Consider the following 16,502-nt stretch of genomic DNA (forward strand, 5'->3'; position numbering starts at 1 on the left):
CCGCATGCTGACGCAGGACGACATCGACCGCGAGATCGCCGAGTGGCCGGCCCCGCCCGAGCCCTCCGGCCACCCGCGGCGCGACTACGCCCCCTACCGCAGCAGCGTGCTGCGACACCCCAAGCAACCCCTGGTGCCGGTCAAGGACCCGGACGCCGCCGAGCTGCGCGGACCCGTCTTCGGCGTCACCGACGTGACCGCCCTGGACGCCGACCTGACCAGGCAGCACGCGGGCGAGCCGCTGGGCGAGCGCATCACCGTCGAAGGCCGGATCACCGACCGGCGGGGCCGCCCGATCCGCGGCCAGCTCGTGGAGATCTGGCAGGCCAACGCCTCCGGCCGCTACCCCCACCAGCGCGACGACCACCCGGCCCCGCACGACCCCCACTTCTCCGGCGCCGGCCGCTGCCTGACCGGCGAGGACGGCGCCTACAGGTTCACCACGATCAAGCCCGGCGCCTACCCCTGGCGCAACCACCGCAACGCCTGGCGACCGGCGCACATCCACTTCTCCGTCTTCGGCAGCGCCTTCACCCAGCGCCTGGTCACGCAGATGTACTTCCCCGGCGACCCGCTCTTCCCCTACGACCCGGTCCTGCGATCGGTGACCGACGACGCCGCCAGGCAACGGCTGGTCGCCGCCTACGACCACGCGCTGTCGCAGCCGGAGTGGTCGCTCGGCTACCGCTGGGACATCGTGCTCGACGGGCCCGCCGCCACCTGGACGGAGTCATGACGCTCCCGCCGACCCCCTCTCAGACCGTCGGTCCCTTCTACGGCTACGCCCTGCCCTTCCCCGGCGGCGGCGACCTGGCGACCGGCGGGATCACCGTGCACGGCCAGGTGTTCGACGGCGCCGGCGCGCCGGTGCCCGACGCGCTGCTGGAGTTCTGGCAGGCCGACGCGGCCGGTTCGCTGCGCGGCGCGCCGGGCAGCCTGCGCCGCGACCCGGTCACCGGGGCGGTCATCGGGCGGCACGGCGTGGACTTCACCGGGTTCGGCCGTGTCTCCACCGACGCCGACGGGCACTGGCTGCTGCGGACCGTGGCGCCGGGCAACGGGTACATCAGCGTGTGCGTGTTCGCGCGCGGTCTGCTGCATCACCTGTTCACGCGGATCTACCTGCGGCCCGGCCCGTTCCCCGACTCGATCGAGCGGGGCGGGACGCTGCTGGCCGTACCGGAGCGTGCGGGTGTGTACCGGTGGGACCTGTGGTTGCAGGGGGAGAAGGAGACGGTCTTCCTTGAGTTCGGCTGATCTGGGGTTGTTGTCGCCCATGCGGGGGGCGGGTGAGGCCACCGGCGACCGGGCGGTGCTGCGGGCGATGCTGGAGGCGGAGCTGGCGCTGGCCAGGATCCAAGCTCCGGCGGAGGCGGTCGCGGCGATCGAGCGGGCGGGCGCCGCGCCCCTCGACCTCCAGACGCTGGCTGATCAGGCGCGGTCCGGCGGCAACCCCGTGATCCCGCTCGTCGAGCGGCTGCGCGCGGCGGCCGGCGAGCACGCGCGGTGGGTGCACGCGGGCGCCACCAGCCAGGACATCCTCGACACCGCGCTCATGCTCGTCACACGGCGGGTGCTCGGCCCGCTTCTCGCCGACCTCGACACCGTGATCGGCGGGCTGACCCGGCTGGCCCGCGACCACCGCGACACCCCGATGGCCGCGCGCACGCTCACCCAGCAGGCCGTGCCCACCACCTTCGGGCTCAAGGCGGCCGGATGGCGCAAGCTCGCGATCGACGCGCGCCGCCGCGTGGCGGCGCTCGACCCGCCCGCCCAGCTCGGCGGCCCCGCCGGGACCCTCGATCCGGAGCTGGGCGCCGCGTTCGCCCGCGAGCTGGGGCTCGCCGCGCCGCTTCTGCCCTGGCACGTCCTGCGCGCCCCGGTCGCCGACCTGGCGGGCGCGCTGGCGTTCACCTGCGGGGCGCTCGGCAAGCTCGCCGCGGACGTGCTGGTCCTGTCACGCGGCGAGATCGGCGAGCTGTCGGAGGGTGTCGGCGGCGGCTCGTCGTCGATGCCGCACAAGCACAACCCCGTCCGCGCTGTCATGATCGCCGCCGCCGCGCGGCAGGTCCCCGCGCTGGCCTCCATCCTGTACGGCTCGCTCGCCGCCGAGGACGAACGGCCTCCTGGCGCCTGGCACGCGGAGTGGCAACCGCTGCGCGAGGCGCTGCGCCTGGCGGCCGGAGCCGCCCGCGACGCCGCCGAGCTGGTGTCCGGCCTGCGGGTGCATCCGGACCGGATGCGCGCCAACCTGGCCGTCCCCGGCTCCACCGGCGCCGCCGCCGCCCTGGTCACCCGAGCGCTGGAGGACACGCCATGAGGCACCGGATCGACGGCCCGGCGGACGGCGAGCCGCTTCTGCTGGGCCCGTCCGTGGGCACGACCGCGCGGCTGTGGGAAGCCCAGGTGCCCGGACTCGCCCGGCGCTTCCGGGTGGTCCGCTACGAGCTGCCCGCTCTCGGCTCCGTCGGCGAGCTGGCAGAGGCGGTGCTCGGGCTGGCGGACACGCTGGGGATCGGCGCGTTCCACCACGCGGGCGTCTCCCTCGGCGGGGCGATCGGCGCGCAGCTCGCGCTGACGTCTCCAGGGCGGGTGCGTTCGCTGGCGATGATCTGCTCGTCGGCGCGGTTCGGCGAGCCGGAAGGCTGGCACGAGCGGGCCCGGCAGGTGCGCGCGCGGGGCACCGCTCCGCTGCTCGACGCCGCGGCGCGGCGCTGGTTCGCCGCCGGTGCGGGCACCTCGCGGGCCAAGGAACTGCTGGACGATCTGGCCGGGTTCGACCCCGAGACGTACGCCGCCTGCTGTGACGCGCTGGCCGCGTACGACCTGAGGGGATCGCTCGCCGCGATCGCGGCGAGCACGCTGATCGTCGCCGGGCGCGAGGACCCGGCCACGCCGCCCGCGCACGCCCGGCTGCTGGCCGACGGCATCCCCGGGGCGAGCCTGGTGGAGATCTCCGGGGCCGCCCACCTGGCCACGGTGGACCGCCCCGCGCAGGTCACCGCCGCCCTGCTGGCCCATCTGCCCCCCGCGGACGGCATGCGGGTACGGCGCGAAGTCCTGGGCGACGCGCACGTGGACCGGGCCGTCGCCCGCACCACCGCCTTCACCCGCGACTTCCAGGACTTCATCACCCGCTACGCCTGGGGCGAGATCTGGACCCGCCCCGGACTCGACCGCCGTACCCGCAGCTGCGTCACGCTGACCGCGCTGGTCGCCGGAGGGCATCTGGAGGAACTGGCCATGCACGCCCGAGCCGCGCTCCGCAACGGCCTGTCCCCCGAGGAGATCGGCGAGGTGCTGTTGCAGAGCGCGGTCTACTGCGGCGTCCCGGCGGCCAACGCGGCCTTCGCCGTGGTCCAGCGCGTGCTGGAGGAGTCTGCTCCCCCGGCGGCGTCAGGAACGTGACGGAACCGGCTGCGTGTCCAGGTTCGGCAGCGTGAACGGGGCGGACTTGGCGGCGGGCTGATCGGTGCCGCACAGCGCGGTGAGCAGGTGCCGGGCGTGGGCGACCTCGCCCGGCTCGGCGGCCGGGTGCCAGGTGAGGTTGACGCCGGTCGAGACCTGGCGCTGGAGGTTCTCGGTGGTGAAGGAGTTGGTCGCCATGCCGATCACGCCGCCGTCGTGGCCCCAGGCCTTGCCGCCGCAGGGCAGGTTCAGCGAGAAGATGCCCAGGCCGTAGTCGGCCGCCGACGGCGCCCCCTCCCCCGGCAGGACCGGAACGGTCTGCTTCATCTGCGCCAGCGAGGCCTGACTGACCAGCTTGCCCCCGAGCAGCGCCCGGTAGAAGCGATTGAGATCGGACATCGTGGACACGATCGCCCCGGCGGTCGAGCCCCACGACATGTTGAACACCGTGTAGTCACGCGGCGGGTCGAAGTACCCGAACACCGAGGTGTAGGCCCTGGCGTGCGGGCGCGGCAGGTACGGCGTGCGCGGGAAGGACGTGTTCGCCAGCCCCGCCGGGCGGATCACGGACCGGGTGATGTGGTCCTCGGCCTCCTCACCGGTGACCTTGGTGATCAGCAGCGCGAGGACGATGTAGTTCGTGTTGGAGTACACGCCCGGCAGCTGCCCGGGTTCGCCGGTCTTGCCCACCCCCACTCCGAGGGTGATCAGCTCCTGCTTGGAGTACTGGCGGACCCGCATGGTCTCCAGGTCCTCCGGAACGGTGATCAGCGCCTCGTCGTAGTCGCCAAGGTGGCTGGTGTGGTTGAGCAGCATCCGCACGGTGATGCGCGGATCGGGCAGCAGGCCGGGCAGGTAGGTCTCCACCGGCGTGTCGAGCCCGACGCGGCCCCGCTCCACCAGCCGCATGACGGCGGTGGCGGTGAAGCTCTTGGTGATGCTGCCCACCCGGTGGCGCATGTCCGGCCGCATCGGCCGGCCGGTCGTCACGTCGGCGCGACCGGCGGCGCCCCGCCACTCCTGGCGCCGGTAGCGCACGTCGGAGTAGATGCCGTACACGCCGCCCTTGGGCACCTCCTCCAGCGTCTGGCGCAACGCCCGCCGGTCGAGCCCCGGATCGGCGGTGGCCGGGATGGCGGTGACGGTCGCTGTAGCGGTCACGGCGGCCAGGATCGCCGACCCTGCCACGACTGCGGTCAGCAGCTTCCTCGCGAGCATGATGAGCCCTTTCACGGAGTTACGCGGGACACCTCCGACCCTCCCAGCTCGAAGATCGTCCCGCCTCCGGCCCGATGCCGAACCCCGCCTCCTTCCCGAGGCGGATCGACAGGCGCGCGCGGAGGAGGTAAGCGCGGCTACGAGCCCGGCCTTGTCGGTCAGCGAGGCCAGCGCCCACATGCGCGCCACCGTGGTCTGGTTCTCCACCCCGTACGGCACCGCCAGCTTGGGCGCCGGCGCGGCGGCCACCCGGAGCCGGACGCACACCAGGACGACGCCGGCGACCACCGCGCCCACCCCCACGACGGGCAGCAGCGAGGCGGTCCACCAGGTCTCGTCACCCAGGAAGAGGCGGCGGCCGGGACCGTCGGCGGTGATCCCGGTGTTCATCGAGTCGGGGACCCCGAAGGAGGCGGTCCAGAACACGACCCCGAGCCCGAGCGCGTTCACGCAGGCGGTGGCGGCCATCAGCACGAACCAGCTCGCCATCCCGCCCACCGGCCGGCGCCCCGTTGGGCAACCCGTTCCGCGCCACCACCACCCCGATCGACCCGAGCGCCGGTCGGCTGCCCGCCGGGCCACCACCGCCGGTAGAACCCCGCCTCGTCGTCACCGCAGACCTGCCGCGGGTGGGGGTGGTTGAGGATGTCCGCGGGCGGAGTGCCGGAGACCCCGTGCACGCGCAGTTCGGTCACCCCGGCCGTGGTGGTGTCGTGGAAACCATCCATATCAGGCACGGTCCGGCATATCCGGGTATGGCGCACGAGTAGGCCCTACTCATGCGCTCCGTGGGCCGACCGGTCGGCGTGGACGGCGACGCCGGGACGGTTGGTCCCTAGCGGCGAGGGCGGGTCCTGCGGAATGATCGGACGCATGTCGACGGTGGTGTTCGCCTCAGGCACGGATTATCCGGTGTTCCGCATTCCCGCGATCGTCCGCGCGCAGGACGGGACACTGGTCGCGTTCGCCGAAGGACGGCAGGCGATCAGCGACACCGGCAACATCGACGTGGTGTGCCGCCGCTCCTCCGACGGCGGCCAGAGCTGGGGCCCGCTCCAGGTGGTCACCAGCCACGGAAACGACACCGCGGGCAACCCGGCCCCCGTGGTGCTGCCGTCGGGCCGCATCCTCCTGCTCACCTGCCGCAACGCGGGCGCGGCCACCGAGCACGAGATCATGCGCGGCACCGCCGCCCCCCGCCGCGTCTACCTGCAGCGCTCCGACGACGCCGGCGCGACGTGGAGCCCGCCGTCCGAGATCACCGCCGCCGTGAAACAACCGGCCTGGCGCTGGTACGCCACCGGCCCCGGCCACGGCATCGTCACCACCTCCGGCCGGATCGTCATCGGCGCCAGCCACTCACGCCCGCCCTCCGCCGGTGACACCGGATCGGAGCCCAAGCACTACGGCGGCCACTGCGTCTACTCCGACGACCAGGGCGCGAACTGGCGGATCGGCTTCACCTCCTCCAACCCCAACGGCTACGTCAACGAGAACGAGACCACCCTCGCCGAACTGCCCGACGGCCGCCTCTACTTCAACTGCCGCGACCGCGGCGGCACCGGCCCCGGCAACCGCGCCGACGCCTACAGCCGCGACGGCGGCCAGACCCTCGAGGTCTCCTACCGCGCCCAGGCCACGATCGTCACCGCCGACGTCCAGGCCAGCGTGCTGGCGCTGCCGGGCGGGAAGCTCCTGTACTCCGGTCCGTCCCACCTCACCGACCGGGCCGCGATGGGCCTGCGGGTCAGCGAGGACGCGGGTCAGACCTGGCAGTTCGTCCGGCACGTGTCCGGGGTACCGGCCGCCTACTCCGATCTGGTGCACCTTGGTGACGCGGGGGTCGGGCTGCTGTACGAGACGGGAAACTGGTCACCGTACGACCGCATCACGTTCACCACGCTGCCGGGCATCTGACCCGTGCGAGGCTCGGCTACACCGACGCCGCTTCCTCGGCCGAAGCGCCCGAGGGCAGCTCGCCGTACAGACAGGTGACGTGGACGCCCTCGGCGTCGCGGGTCAGGTGGCCCCAGCCGGTCGGCAGCAGCAGGGGCCAGCGGCCGTGTCCCCGGTCCCGCACGGTGAGCCGCCCCGTGCGCGCGTCCCACCGGGCTCCGGACATCGCGTCCAGCACCGACCATCCCGCCATGGCGCGCACGTAGTGGTCGCCGCACTCGATCTGGTTGTACGGGTTGCGCCGCCGCCCGTCATACCGGCGCCAGAGCCCGCCCAGGATGGCGTCGGCCTCCTCCGTCAGTCCCTCCCACAGGCAGTGCGCCGCGACCTGGTACTCGCTGCCCGTCCACACCTCGTCGCAATACCGGGTCGGCACCTCGGGCCGCCCGCCCCGCGGCCACGTGCACAGGAGCAGCCCGGTCTCCCCGCCGTCGGCGAAGACCCGGTACGGATGCTCGAACCCTTCGAAGCCGGTACGCAGGTTGTGCCGCACGATCGCCCGCAACGCCGAGACCACGTGCTCGCGGGGCAGGATGTGGCCGAGGCCGAGCTGGTGTGCCCACCACTGGCCGATGAGCTGGTCGGCCAGACAGCCGGTGCCCCACTGGTGGTCGGTTCCCGGTTCCGGCTCCTGGATGTAGTACTCGCCGTTGAAGAGCCGCTCGTCGTACAGGGCGCTGCCCCGGGCGAACAGCTCGGGCAGGTCGTCGCCGAGGCCCATCTCGGCGGCGGCGCGCAGCGCGGCCAGCCACAGTCCGCCCATGTACGGGTTGAGGCCGTTCAGGTCGATGTCGTGCGTGGACGGCTGCACGCCGCGCAGCACGCCGGTCGCCTCCGGGTCCCAGGTGCGGCGGATGTGGCCGAGCAGCCGCCGGAGGGCGGGGCGGTGGTCGGCGGGGTCGCCGTGCCGTACCTCGCGGAAGGTCTTGAGAATGGCGCCGAGCATGCCGTCGAGCGCGGGTTCTGCAGGGCCGCCGATGGGGACGTCCCAGAGCTGGCGCAGGTAGGTGGGGGCCAGGACGCGGTGCGGGAGGTAGCCCTGCGGCGCCTGCGCGATGCCGAACTCGGTGGCCCGCATGTCGCGCTCCAGCGTGGGGAAGAGCTTGGCGACGGCCTGGGCGTAGTTCCACACGTGGGTGCAGTTGAGCGGGCACGAGCCGCCGACGTCGCCGGACCACATCGAGGTGGAGGCGCCGAGCACGCCCTCGAAACCGTAGAAGGTGCCGTCGGCGGCCCGGAAGCAGGAGGGGCTGCGCAGGATCGCGGCCTGTGCGGCGAGGTGCTCGGCCGTCTCCACCGGCAGGCCGGCGAAGGTGCCGGTCCAGCGCAGCGAGTCGTCGCGCAGGGCGGTCCAGTGTTCCTGGGTGTAGGCGGCCACGTCGACGGCGTCGGGGAAGCGGGTGGCGTAGGCGTTGCCCAGCCAGAAGCGGGTCGGGCCCCAGGCGGGGTTCGGCGGGCCGAACTGGACGAAGTCGGCGTACCTATTAGGGAAGTGCCAGGCGAGACATATCCGGATCTGGGCGGTGGCTCCGGGTTCGAGCATGACCGGCGCCACCAGGCCGCCGTTCCAGGTGTGGCCCTCCGGCGACGGGCCCGGCCAGGCGCGGCCGATCTGGGGGTCGGGTGACCAGGACGCGTGCCGTACCCGATCGGCGTCTCCATAGACGGCGCGTCCGGCGAGGAACGACAGAAACTCCTCCGGATGCGCCCACCGCGGCAGGAAGGACGCGTGCGGCGAGTCGGCCGACAGCACCGCCTGACCCGCGCCCGGCGCGGCCGGATCCACGCGCGTGTTCTCCATCACCAGCGCGCTCCACCCGCCGTGGCGGCGCACGCGGTTGGTGTTGCCGCCGTAGCCGGCCGCGCGCACGCCCTCGACCGCGGTGGTCCCGTCGTGCCCCACCGGATTCTGTACGGCCGCCGCCAGCCACACCTGCGCCGGCACGGCCCCGTCGTTGGCCAGCGTGAACGTGAACATCGCCACCGGCAGCGAACTGCGCTCCACGTCGAGCGGGATCAGCGGGTTGAACGCCTCCAGCTCCGCCCGCACCGGCAGCCCGTGGTACTCGATCCGGGCGAACGGATACAACCCGCGAAAGGTCGTCCCCGGCACCCCCGGATGCCGCGTCAGCAGTTCCCGCTGCCACGCGGGCACGTGGTCGTCGTTGACCAGCGGCGTTCCCGCCGTCTCCGGCGCGGGGGGCGGCGCCTGCAGGATGACGGTCCTGTTCGCGGGCGGCTCCCACGTGCTCACCCGCAACGCGAAGAAGGTGTACGGCAGGCCGCCCCGATGGTTGCCCGAGTTCTGGAGCTGCCACTGGCGCAGTCCCCCGTCGGCGCAGATCGCGAGGTTGCCGGTGCCGATCCCGCCGAGCGGCATGGCCACGTGCCGCCCGCGCTCGTGCGGGATGGGCCGCGCCCTCACTTCAGCCCCGAGATGCGGATGCCGGCGATGATGTGCCGCTGGAAGCACAGGAACAGGACGATGACCGGCAGCGCGGCCAGCGTCGAGCCCGCCATGAGCAGGCTCATCTCGGAGCTCCGGTCGGAGCGGAAGGCCGCCAGGTACTGCTGCACCTGGAACAGCTCGGGATCGGTGATCGTCAGCACCGGCCAGATGTAGGCGTTCCAGTACGCCAGGAACGACGTCACCCCCACGACCACGAAGGCTCCTTTGGACAGCGGGACGAAGATGTGCAGGAAGACGCGCCACGGCCCGGCGCCGTCGAGCTGGGCGGCCTCCTCCAGCGCGACCGGCAGCCCGAGGTAGTACTGGCGCAGGAAGAAGACCTGCAGGCCGGACGCGGCACCGGGGATCACGAGGACGGCCAGCGAGTCCAGCATGCCGAGCTGGGTGACGACGACGAACGAGGTGAGCATGATCGCGATCCCCGGGACGAACATCGTGGTGATCACGACGAACCACAGCGTGCGTTTGAACGCGAAGTCCAGCCGGGCGAAGGCATAGGCGCCGAGCGCGTTGACGGCCAGGCTGAGCGCCGCGAACAGCACCGCGCCGGTGAACGTGACCGCCAGCGAGCGCAGGAACGCCGCGTCGCCGAGCAACTGGGCGTAGTTCTCCCAGCGCCACATCTCGGGAAAGAACTGGAACGGCGTCGCCACGACCTCCGTCTTGGCCTTGAACCCGGCCACCGCCATCCAGGCCAGCGGGAACAGGGCCGCCACGGTGAACAGGGCGGCGGTGCCGTACCTGATGATCCGGCCGATCATCCGTCCATCGCCTTCTCCGATCGCACGAGACGGAAGATGACCGCGGAGACCGCGCCCAGGACGGCGAAGAGCAGCAGGGCGGCGGCGATCGAGTAGCCGATGTAGAGGTCGTTGGTGAAGTGGCGGAAGATGAACAGGTTGGGCAGCGTCGTGGAGTCGACCGGGCCGCCCTGCGTCATGACCAGCGGCAGCACGAGAAACTGCAGCGACGCGGCGAACCCGGTGACCAGCAGGAACAGGATGATGTTCTTCATGAGCGGCAGCGTGATCCGGAACATCTTGGTCCACGGGCCGGCGCCGTCCAGCGCGGCGCACTCGTAGTAGGTCTCGGGGATGTCGAGCAGCCCGGCCAGCATGATCAGGGAGGCGACGCCGACGCCGAGCCAGACCGCCGGCACCGCGACCGCGGCGAGCGCGGTGCCGCTCTCGCCGAGCCAAGCCGTGTCCTCCTGCTTGCCCAGCAGGCCGAGGAACCAGTTCAGCAGGCCGCCGCGGTGGGTGTAGATGAGTGAGAAGACGATGGCGGCGATCACCTCGGAGATCACCGCGGGGATGTAGATCGTCACTTTCATGAACGCTGCCATCCGCCGGCTGAGCGACTTGACCAGGACGGCGAAGACGAAGGCCACGGCCACTTGGGCCGGCACCACCATCGCCGAGAACACCAGGCCGCGCAGCACCGCGTCGGCGAACGCCCGGTCGGTCAGCACGTCGAGGTAGTTGCCGAGGCCGACGAAGACGGGCGACTCGTAGAAGCTCCAGGTGTAGAAGCTGATGTACGCGGCGTGGACCAGCGGCCAGACGACGAAGACGCCCAGCAGGGCCAGGAGCGGCGCCAGCATGAGCAGCGCCGCCCCGGTGTCCCTTCCGCGCCTCGTCAAGATCCCTGGCCGGCGAGGTCGTTCTTCGCGATGAACTCCTTGATCTCGGCGTCGGCCGCCGTCAGCGCGGCGTCGATGTCCTTGCCCTGCAGCGCCTTCTCTATGGCCTTGCCGAAGGCCAGGCTGATGGCCCAGTCGTAGGTGGGCTCCGGCTTGGCGCGGGCGACCACCCGTTCCTCGATGATCTTGGCCCAGGGGTTCTCCGCGGCGGCCGGGTCGTTCTTGACCGCCTCGGCCACGGCCGCGCGCGGCGAGTACTTGGAGAACTTCGTGGTCCTGAAGTAGTCGACGAGCAGCTGGGTGTCTCCGGCCAGCAGCCAGCTGATGGCGTCGGCGGCGGGCCGCGCGTGCTTCGACTTGGCGTCCACGACGAGCGTCCAGCCGCCGAGGGTCGCGGTCGGCTTGGAGCCGTCGCCGTCGAAGGACGGCAGCGCGGCGGCGGCGATGTCCGGGACGAGCTTGGGGTAGTCCGACAGCAGGACGCTCGCGGCCCACGAACCGCAGACCATCATCGCCGCCTTGCCCTGGCCCATCGGGTTGGCGTCGGCGTACGGCGCGAGCGGCTGCTTCGGCATGATGCCCTGCTGGTAGAGGGCCTGGTAGACCTGCAGAAGCCGCCGGTACGCCGGGTCACTCGCCCGCGGCGCCGCCCAGTCGTCGCTGATGGGCAGATGGGAGGCGGCGTTCCACTGCAGGCCCCAGGTGGACCACGCCAGGTCGATGGCGTTGCCGGCGGTCACCACGCCCGAGACGTCCCTGGTCGTGAGCCGCTTGCCGTACGCGATGAGCTCGGCCCAGGTGGCGGGCGGCCGGTTGGGGTCGAGCCCGGCCTTGGCGAACAGGTCCTTGCGGTAGAACAGGACGGCCGACGGCTCGACCAGCATCGGATAGGCGAACTTGCGGCCCTTGTACTCCACCGAGCGCAGCACGGGCTCCTGCAGTCCGGCCCATTTGCCCGCCGGGATGAGCGGGTCGAGCGCCTGGATCTGGCCGGTACGGGCGAAACCCGGCGCCTTGCTGTAGTTCAGCGTGTAGAGGTCGGGCGCCTTGCCCGCGGCCTGGGCCGCCTTCATCTTCTGGTCCCAGGCGTCGGCCGGGACGATCTGGTGCTTGAGCACGACCTTGTCCTGCGCCTTGTTGTAGGCCGCCACGGCCTTCCTGTACCAGGCGTCCTCCTGGTCGGTGAACTTCTGCTGCCACAGTGTGATCTCGGTCCTGCCGCCGGTCCGCTCGCCCGCGCCGGATCCGCAGCCGAGTGCCAGCCCCGCCGCGCCCGCCAGGCACGCGGTCAGCCGGATGACTCGCACGTCTCCTCCTTCCCGCTCCTCAGATCAGCCGGGCGCTCACGGGCGGCAGGGTGAACGGCCGGTGCGGCAGCTCCTGGTACCAGTACGCGACCGAGGACAGGTCGTCGCTGCGCCGGTTGGCGTGCCCGTGCTCGATCGTCACGCGGATCGAGGTGGTGAAGGGCACGGGGTCCTCGATGTGGAAGCGGTACAGGGAGATCTGGCCGCTCCAGTTCTCGCCGCCCGGGAGCGTGATCCCGTGATAGGGCGCGTGGTACGGCCGGCTGGGGCACCACGCGGTGTTGAAGTAGTCCTCGGTGCCGGTGCCGTGCAGGCTCGGCGGGAAGGCCTCGCCGTCGATGAAGATCATGTCGTCGCCCTCGCCGTACCAGTTCCAGTCGGCCGTCCGGCGCAGGTTCGTCACGTTGAGCACGCAGCCGACGTAGTGGCCACGGCCCTCGGCGTCGAGGATGACGTAGTTCCCGGCGCCGTCGGTGTTGGCGCCGTCGAACAGCCACGCGGAGTTGGACAGTTCGCCCTGCTCCAGGCCGTCGGCCGGGCACTCGCGCCGCCACTGGGCGTGGAATCGCCCCAGCCCGTCACCCAGCTCGTCGAACTCGTCGTAGTCGATGTAGTAGTAGAACCACAGCACCTCCGACGCGCACTCGCTGACCAGCTCGAACCTGGCGCCGTCGGCGAAGGGCATGTGGAACCAGCAGTTGAACGCCTTGCCGTCCTGCGGACTCATCTGGAGCGGGGCGGAGACGAAGTCGGCGGTGCGCGCGTGGCCCATGCCGAAGAAGTCGCCGAGCGGGACGAACACGCTGGGGTGCTCGGAGCCGTCCCAGTAGACCTTCAGCACGAGCTTGCGCAGGAAGTCCCGGTCGGCGGTCTCCGGGGTGGCGGGGTCGCGGGGGGCGACGGTCATCCAGATGTGGTTGACCGAGCCGGCCCCGCGCAGGTCGGCCAGCGTCGCGGTCTGGCCGGGCTCGATCGTGATCCTGTCGTCGTTGCCGCCGGTGCGGTCCCAGCTCGACGCCCGGCGGCGGCGGTGCGCGCGTAACCTCGGCAGGTCGCGGAGGCTGCTGCCGTGCTGGCCGTAGGTCACGGTCATCCTCCTTGAGAAATCGATTGCTGACGTCGTACCTCGGTTGGCGGGGCGCGTCAAGGGTCTCACTCAGGCCGTGAGCGGCTGATTGCTGGCTTGTCCTGGTGTTTTATCGGGGGAATCGATTTCTCACTCGCGGACGAGCGAGACGTCGTCGAGCTGGAGCCACATGTCGCCGTTGTCGGTCCAGATCCCGGCGAACAGCTCCACCGAGGTACGCGGGCCACTGTCGAACGCGACCCGGTATCGGGTCCACGAACCCACCGCCCGGAAGTTGGTCTCGCTGAACGGCGCGCCGCCCGGATCCCTGACGCCGAAGAAGCCGTTGTCGTTGTTGCCCGAGGTGCGCAGCCAGCCGGTCAGGACATAGCGGGTGTTCGGCGCGACCGGCACCACCTGGTACAGGTCATGCCAGCCCCGGTTGTAGCGGGCGAAGGCATTGCGGTCGGCGGTGAAGGACCAGGTCCCGTTGTCGATGCCGCAGTTGCCGTGGCAGGCCCACGGGGTGGCGACCGCCCCGGTGGTCTGGCGCTCGAAGCTCGGGTCGCGGACCAGGTTGGCGTTGGTGATGGCGGCGTCCGGGGTCAGGGTGATCCGGATGAGGTAGACGTTGTACGGCGTCCACTCCGACAGCGTGAGGTACAGGTCGGGGCCCTGCGACCAGGGGTGCATGAAGCCGCCGTACAGGCCGGGGTGGTCGGCGGAGCTCGCGACGACCGCCGGGGCGCTCCACGGTCCCGTCGGGGCGGCGGCCGAGCGCAGGACCACGTCGCTGCCCTGGAGGTAGGTCATCAGCCACTTGCCGGTGTACGCGTTGTACTGCACCGACAACTCGGCCACGGGGGCGTTCACCACCGGGGCGGCCAGAGTGTCCTGGCCCTGCCGCCATTGGGCGCCGGTCCAGTACTGGTAGGCGGTCTTGTCGAGGATCTGGTGCTCGGGGACCCGGGCCAGGTAGGCGGCGCCGCTCCGGCCGTTGGGGGTGGCGAACAGGTGGACGTAGCCGCCCCGGCGGACCATCGCGGCCATCTGGAAGTGGTTGCCGCCGTCCAGGTTGTCCCAGCGGGGGGTGGCCGGGGTGGCCGCCGTCCAGTTCTGGCCGTTGTCGTCGGAGTAGGCGATGCCGGCGTAGTTGGTGGCCCATTGGCCGGGCGGGCCCCAATGGCGTACTGACATGTACCCCATGTACTGCCGCGTCCCCACCGACACCCCGGCCGTGGGGATGACGGTGATCTCGTCGCCGTCGACCTTCCTGCTGGGGATCAGCTCCTTGGCATGGCCCGCCCGATCGGTGGCCGCTCCACTGAAGGTCATCCCGTCGGCCAGGTCCCTGTCGCTGCTCCGCAGGAGCACCTGACTCCGCCAGTCGCCCCCGTTCGCGCCCGGCGGCGCCCACCCGTCCCCGAAGGTGTCCCCGAACGCGGCCAGCACCTCCCCGGCCCCGTTGTCCCACATGATCCCAAGATCGGTGGCATTGACCTTCCAAGCCACATCCGTCCCCGAAACCGACCCCGCCCCCGTAACCTTCGCCACCACCACTCCCGGCGACCGCCCCACCCCCAAGACGCCCCCATCGACCCGCCCCTCTCCCTCACCCGAACCAACCCGCGATCCCCGCCCACCCGACACCACCCCGGGCTCCCACCTTCCCCACGCCGCCTCCCGGCCGCGCCCACCCGACACCACCCCGAGCTCCCACCTACCCCGCGCAGCCTCCCGGCCGCGCCCACCTGACGCCGCCGCCTCCAGGTCTCCGCTTCCCGGCGCCGCCCCCACACGCCGGCTTCCTCGTGCCGCTTCCCCTCGCTCGGCCCGAACCCCCTCCGCGCCCGACACCACCGCCCCCGCCCCCCGCTCTCTCGCCCCGGTCTCTCCCCGCTCCCCCGGGTGTCCCGCCGGGGCGCCTTCCCGGCCCGGCGCTGCCTGCCGGGCTCCCGGCGTGGCGCCCTCCCGCGTCACCGTCGCAGCCGGGAGTGTGCCGGGAACCGCGGGCCCTCCGTGCGACGCGGCGTCGGCGGGCAGGTGGGGGGCGGTGGTGGAGATCAGGGCGAGCAGGCCGCCCGTGACCGTCCAGGTACGTAAGCGTGTGTCCATGTCCCCGGCCTCCTCGGGAAATCGATTTCCCGCATTGTCAAGCGACCCGGCGACGCCGTCAAGAACCCTGTCATACCAGTACGGCGGGCAGCACCACGTGCCGGGGCGGGAACCCCTCCCCCGACACGCGGCGCAACAGCAGCTCCACCGCGAGCCGCCCGATCTCATAGGTGGGCTGCGAGATCAGCGTCATCGCGTCGCTCAGCCCCAGCGCCCACCGCATGTCGTCGAACACCGCCAGCGTGATGTCCTCCGGATAGCGCAGGCCGTACTCCCGCAAAGCGGTCGCCGCGCCGAGCGCCATCAGGTTGTTCGACACGAACAGCGCGTCCGGCCCGGGTTTGAGACGCAGCAGTCCGGCGGCGGCGGCGCGCCCGCCCTCGATGCGGTAGTCCCCCCGCACCACCAGCTCGCGACGGTAGGCGAGGCCGGCGGCCCGCAGTCCATGCCGGTACCCGGCCAGCCGGTCCACGGCGGTCGTCACCTCGGTCGGCCCCGCGATGAACCCGATCCGCCGGCACCCCTGATCCACCAGCCGCAGGACCGCGTCCTGGGCCGCCTTGACGTTGTTGACCCCGACCCGGTCGACCTTGGCCGTCTGCAGCCGCCGATCGACGGTGACGACGGGTATGCCGCGTTCGGCGAGAAGCGAGATCGAGGTACGCGTCGCGGAGGCCGGTGACAGGATCACCCCGGCCATGTTCTCGGCGGCGGCCACCTCGATGGAGCGCTGCTCCTTCTCCAGGTCCTCGTCGGTGTTTGCCAGCATCACCGAGTACCCCGCCTTGCTCGCGGCGTCCTCCGCGCCGCGCACCATCGAGGTGAAGAACGGGTTCGTGATGTCCGAGATGATCAGCCCGAGGACGGTGGTGGCACGGGTCCGCAGGAACCTGGCCTGCGAACTCGGCCGATACCCCAGCTCCCGGACGGCCGCCAGCACCCGCTCCCGCAGTTCCTCGGCCACCGTGGGCCCATGGTTGAGCACCCGCGACACCGTGGCCGGAGAAACCCCGGCCCGACCGGCCACGTCCTTGATGGTGATCTGCGCCACCGCACCTCCAGTCCCCTGGAAATCGATTTCCCCCGAGTCTCCCACGCCCACCGGCCCACAGTTGCCCACATGCCGCAGACCCGCGTGCGCGAGAAACCCCAGGCGCACGTGCCGGCAAACCCGCGTGGCCCTGGAACACGACCCGTGCCCGGGGGATGCCGCCTCGGCACAGGTGACACGGCCGGTGGCCGCGTGCACTGCCCGGACCGGATGGGCTGGGGGTGGCCCCGCGCCGGAAGGCCGGGCCGTGCCCGGGGACTGCGCCGTGT

Annotated in this window: 14 protein-coding genes; 5 read left to right on the forward strand and 9 right to left on the reverse strand. The window is 71.9% G+C overall.

Annotated features, from left to right (window positions below):
* Window positions 1–4: 4 nt before the first annotated feature.
* Genes pcaH through pcaC form a run of 4 tightly spaced genes read left to right on the forward strand, consistent with a single transcriptional unit; the run spans window position 5 to window position 3,408 of the window.
* Window positions 5–736 carry a protocatechuate 3,4-dioxygenase subunit beta gene (pcaH, locus tag ACIBKY_RS17900; protein WP_397097760.1) on the forward strand — a complete coding sequence of 244 codons (732 nt, stop codon included), beginning with the start codon at window positions 5–7 and terminating at the stop codon, window positions 734–736.
* Window positions 733–1,257, forward strand: a complete 525-nt coding sequence (locus tag ACIBKY_RS17905) for a protocatechuate 3,4-dioxygenase subunit alpha (RefSeq protein WP_397097761.1) — start codon at window positions 733–735, stop codon at window positions 1,255–1,257. The genes pcaH and ACIBKY_RS17905 overlap by 4 nt, the downstream gene beginning before the upstream one ends.
* Entirely contained in the window at window positions 1,244–2,320 is a 1,077-nt protein-coding gene (locus tag ACIBKY_RS17910; protein WP_397097762.1) for a lyase family protein, read from the forward strand. The genes ACIBKY_RS17905 and ACIBKY_RS17910 overlap by 14 nt, the downstream gene beginning before the upstream one ends.
* Window positions 2,317–3,408 carry a 4-carboxymuconolactone decarboxylase gene (gene pcaC, locus ACIBKY_RS17915; protein ID WP_397097763.1) on the forward strand — a complete coding sequence of 364 codons (1,092 nt, stop codon included), beginning with the start codon at window positions 2,317–2,319 and terminating at the stop codon, window positions 3,406–3,408. The genes ACIBKY_RS17910 and pcaC overlap by 4 nt, the downstream gene beginning before the upstream one ends.
* Here pcaC and ACIBKY_RS17920 read toward each other — a convergent pair.
* Both ACIBKY_RS17920 and ACIBKY_RS17925 read right to left on the reverse strand, forming a co-directional pair.
* A complete protein-coding gene (locus ACIBKY_RS17920) occupies window positions 3,397–5,115 on the reverse strand; it encodes a serine hydrolase domain-containing protein (RefSeq protein ID WP_397097764.1) in 1,719 nt (572 codons plus the stop codon). The two genes, pcaC and ACIBKY_RS17920, sit on opposite strands and share 12 nt — an antisense overlap.
* A complete protein-coding gene (locus tag ACIBKY_RS17925; protein ID WP_397097765.1) occupies window positions 5,094–5,354 on the reverse strand; it encodes a hypothetical protein in 261 nt (86 codons plus the stop codon). Before ACIBKY_RS17925 ends, ACIBKY_RS17920 begins: the two co-directional genes overlap by 22 nt.
* A 145-nt stretch (window positions 5,355–5,499) precedes the next feature.
* On the opposite strand from ACIBKY_RS17925, the gene ACIBKY_RS17930 reads away from it, so the two are divergent.
* The gene (locus tag ACIBKY_RS17930; protein ID WP_397097766.1) at window positions 5,500–6,543 is read left to right on the forward strand and encodes an exo-alpha-sialidase; all 1,044 of its coding nucleotides are present in this window, start codon (window positions 5,500–5,502) and stop codon (window positions 6,541–6,543) included.
* A gap of 16 nt (window positions 6,544–6,559) precedes the next feature.
* Here the strand turns inward: ACIBKY_RS17930 and ACIBKY_RS17935 are convergent, their stop codons facing one another.
* From ACIBKY_RS17935 to ACIBKY_RS17965, 7 genes are all read right to left on the reverse strand, one after another.
* Window positions 6,560–9,007 (reverse strand): GH116 family glycosyl-hydrolase, encoded by a 2,448-nt coding sequence (locus ACIBKY_RS17935; RefSeq protein WP_397097767.1) that lies wholly within the window; start codon window positions 9,005–9,007, stop codon window positions 6,560–6,562.
* Window positions 9,004–9,813 carry a carbohydrate ABC transporter permease gene (locus ACIBKY_RS17940; RefSeq protein WP_397097768.1) on the reverse strand — a complete coding sequence of 270 codons (810 nt, stop codon included), beginning with the start codon at window positions 9,811–9,813 and terminating at the stop codon, window positions 9,004–9,006. Before ACIBKY_RS17940 ends, ACIBKY_RS17935 begins: the two co-directional genes overlap by 4 nt.
* Window positions 9,810–10,694: a carbohydrate ABC transporter permease gene (locus ACIBKY_RS17945; RefSeq protein ID WP_397097769.1), complete on the reverse strand. Its 885-nt coding sequence runs from the start codon at window positions 10,692–10,694 to the stop codon at window positions 9,810–9,812. Before ACIBKY_RS17945 ends, ACIBKY_RS17940 begins: the two co-directional genes overlap by 4 nt.
* Entirely contained in the window at window positions 10,691–12,001 is a 1,311-nt protein-coding gene (locus tag ACIBKY_RS17950; RefSeq protein ID WP_397097770.1) for an ABC transporter substrate-binding protein, read from the reverse strand. Before ACIBKY_RS17950 ends, ACIBKY_RS17945 begins: the two co-directional genes overlap by 4 nt.
* Window positions 12,002–12,020: 19 nt before the next feature.
* Complete coding sequence (locus ACIBKY_RS17955) at window positions 12,021–13,094, reverse strand: glycoside hydrolase family 172 protein (RefSeq protein ID WP_397097771.1); 1,074 nt, start codon at window positions 13,092–13,094, stop codon at window positions 12,021–12,023.
* 123 nt (window positions 13,095–13,217) lie between these two features.
* Window positions 13,218–15,350, reverse strand: coding sequence for a DUF4185 domain-containing protein (locus tag ACIBKY_RS17960; RefSeq protein WP_397097772.1), 2,133 nt, complete (start codon window positions 15,348–15,350; stop codon window positions 13,218–13,220).
* Window positions 15,253–16,233: a LacI family DNA-binding transcriptional regulator gene (locus ACIBKY_RS17965; RefSeq protein WP_397097773.1), complete on the reverse strand. Its 981-nt coding sequence runs from the start codon at window positions 16,231–16,233 to the stop codon at window positions 15,253–15,255. Before ACIBKY_RS17965 ends, ACIBKY_RS17960 begins: the two co-directional genes overlap by 98 nt.
* Window positions 16,234–16,502 lie beyond the last annotated feature (269 nt).

This window comes from Nonomuraea sp. NPDC050394 (assembly GCF_044459065.1).
Classification (GTDB): domain Bacteria; phylum Actinomycetota; class Actinomycetes; order Streptosporangiales; family Streptosporangiaceae; genus Nonomuraea.

Coding starts and splice junctions, on each gene's coding strand:
- pcaH (WP_397097760.1), top strand. CDS start 5: ATGCTGACGCAGGACGACATCGACCGCGAGATCGCCGAGTGGCCGGCC.
- ACIBKY_RS17905 (WP_397097761.1), top strand. CDS start 733: ATGACGCTCCCGCCGACCCCCTCTCAGACCGTCGGTCCCTTCTACGGC.
- pcaC (WP_397097763.1), top strand. CDS start 2,317: ATGAGGCACCGGATCGACGGCCCGGCGGACGGCGAGCCGCTTCTGCTG.
- ACIBKY_RS17920 (WP_397097764.1), bottom strand. CDS start 5,115: ATGGCGAGCTGGTTCGTGCTGATGGCCGCCACCGCCTGCGTGAACGCG.
- ACIBKY_RS17925 (WP_397097765.1), bottom strand. CDS start 5,354: ATGGATGGTTTCCACGACACCACCACGGCCGGGGTGACCGAACTGCGC.
- ACIBKY_RS17930 (WP_397097766.1), top strand. CDS start 5,500: ATGTCGACGGTGGTGTTCGCCTCAGGCACGGATTATCCGGTGTTCCGC.
- ACIBKY_RS17940 (WP_397097768.1), bottom strand. CDS start 9,813: ATGATCGGCCGGATCATCAGGTACGGCACCGCCGCCCTGTTCACCGTG.
- ACIBKY_RS17955 (WP_397097771.1), bottom strand. CDS start 13,094: ATGACCGTGACCTACGGCCAGCACGGCAGCAGCCTCCGCGACCTGCCG.
- ACIBKY_RS17960 (WP_397097772.1), bottom strand. CDS start 15,350: ATGAGATCGGGCGGCTCGCGGTGGAGCTGCTGTTGCGCCGCGTGTCGG.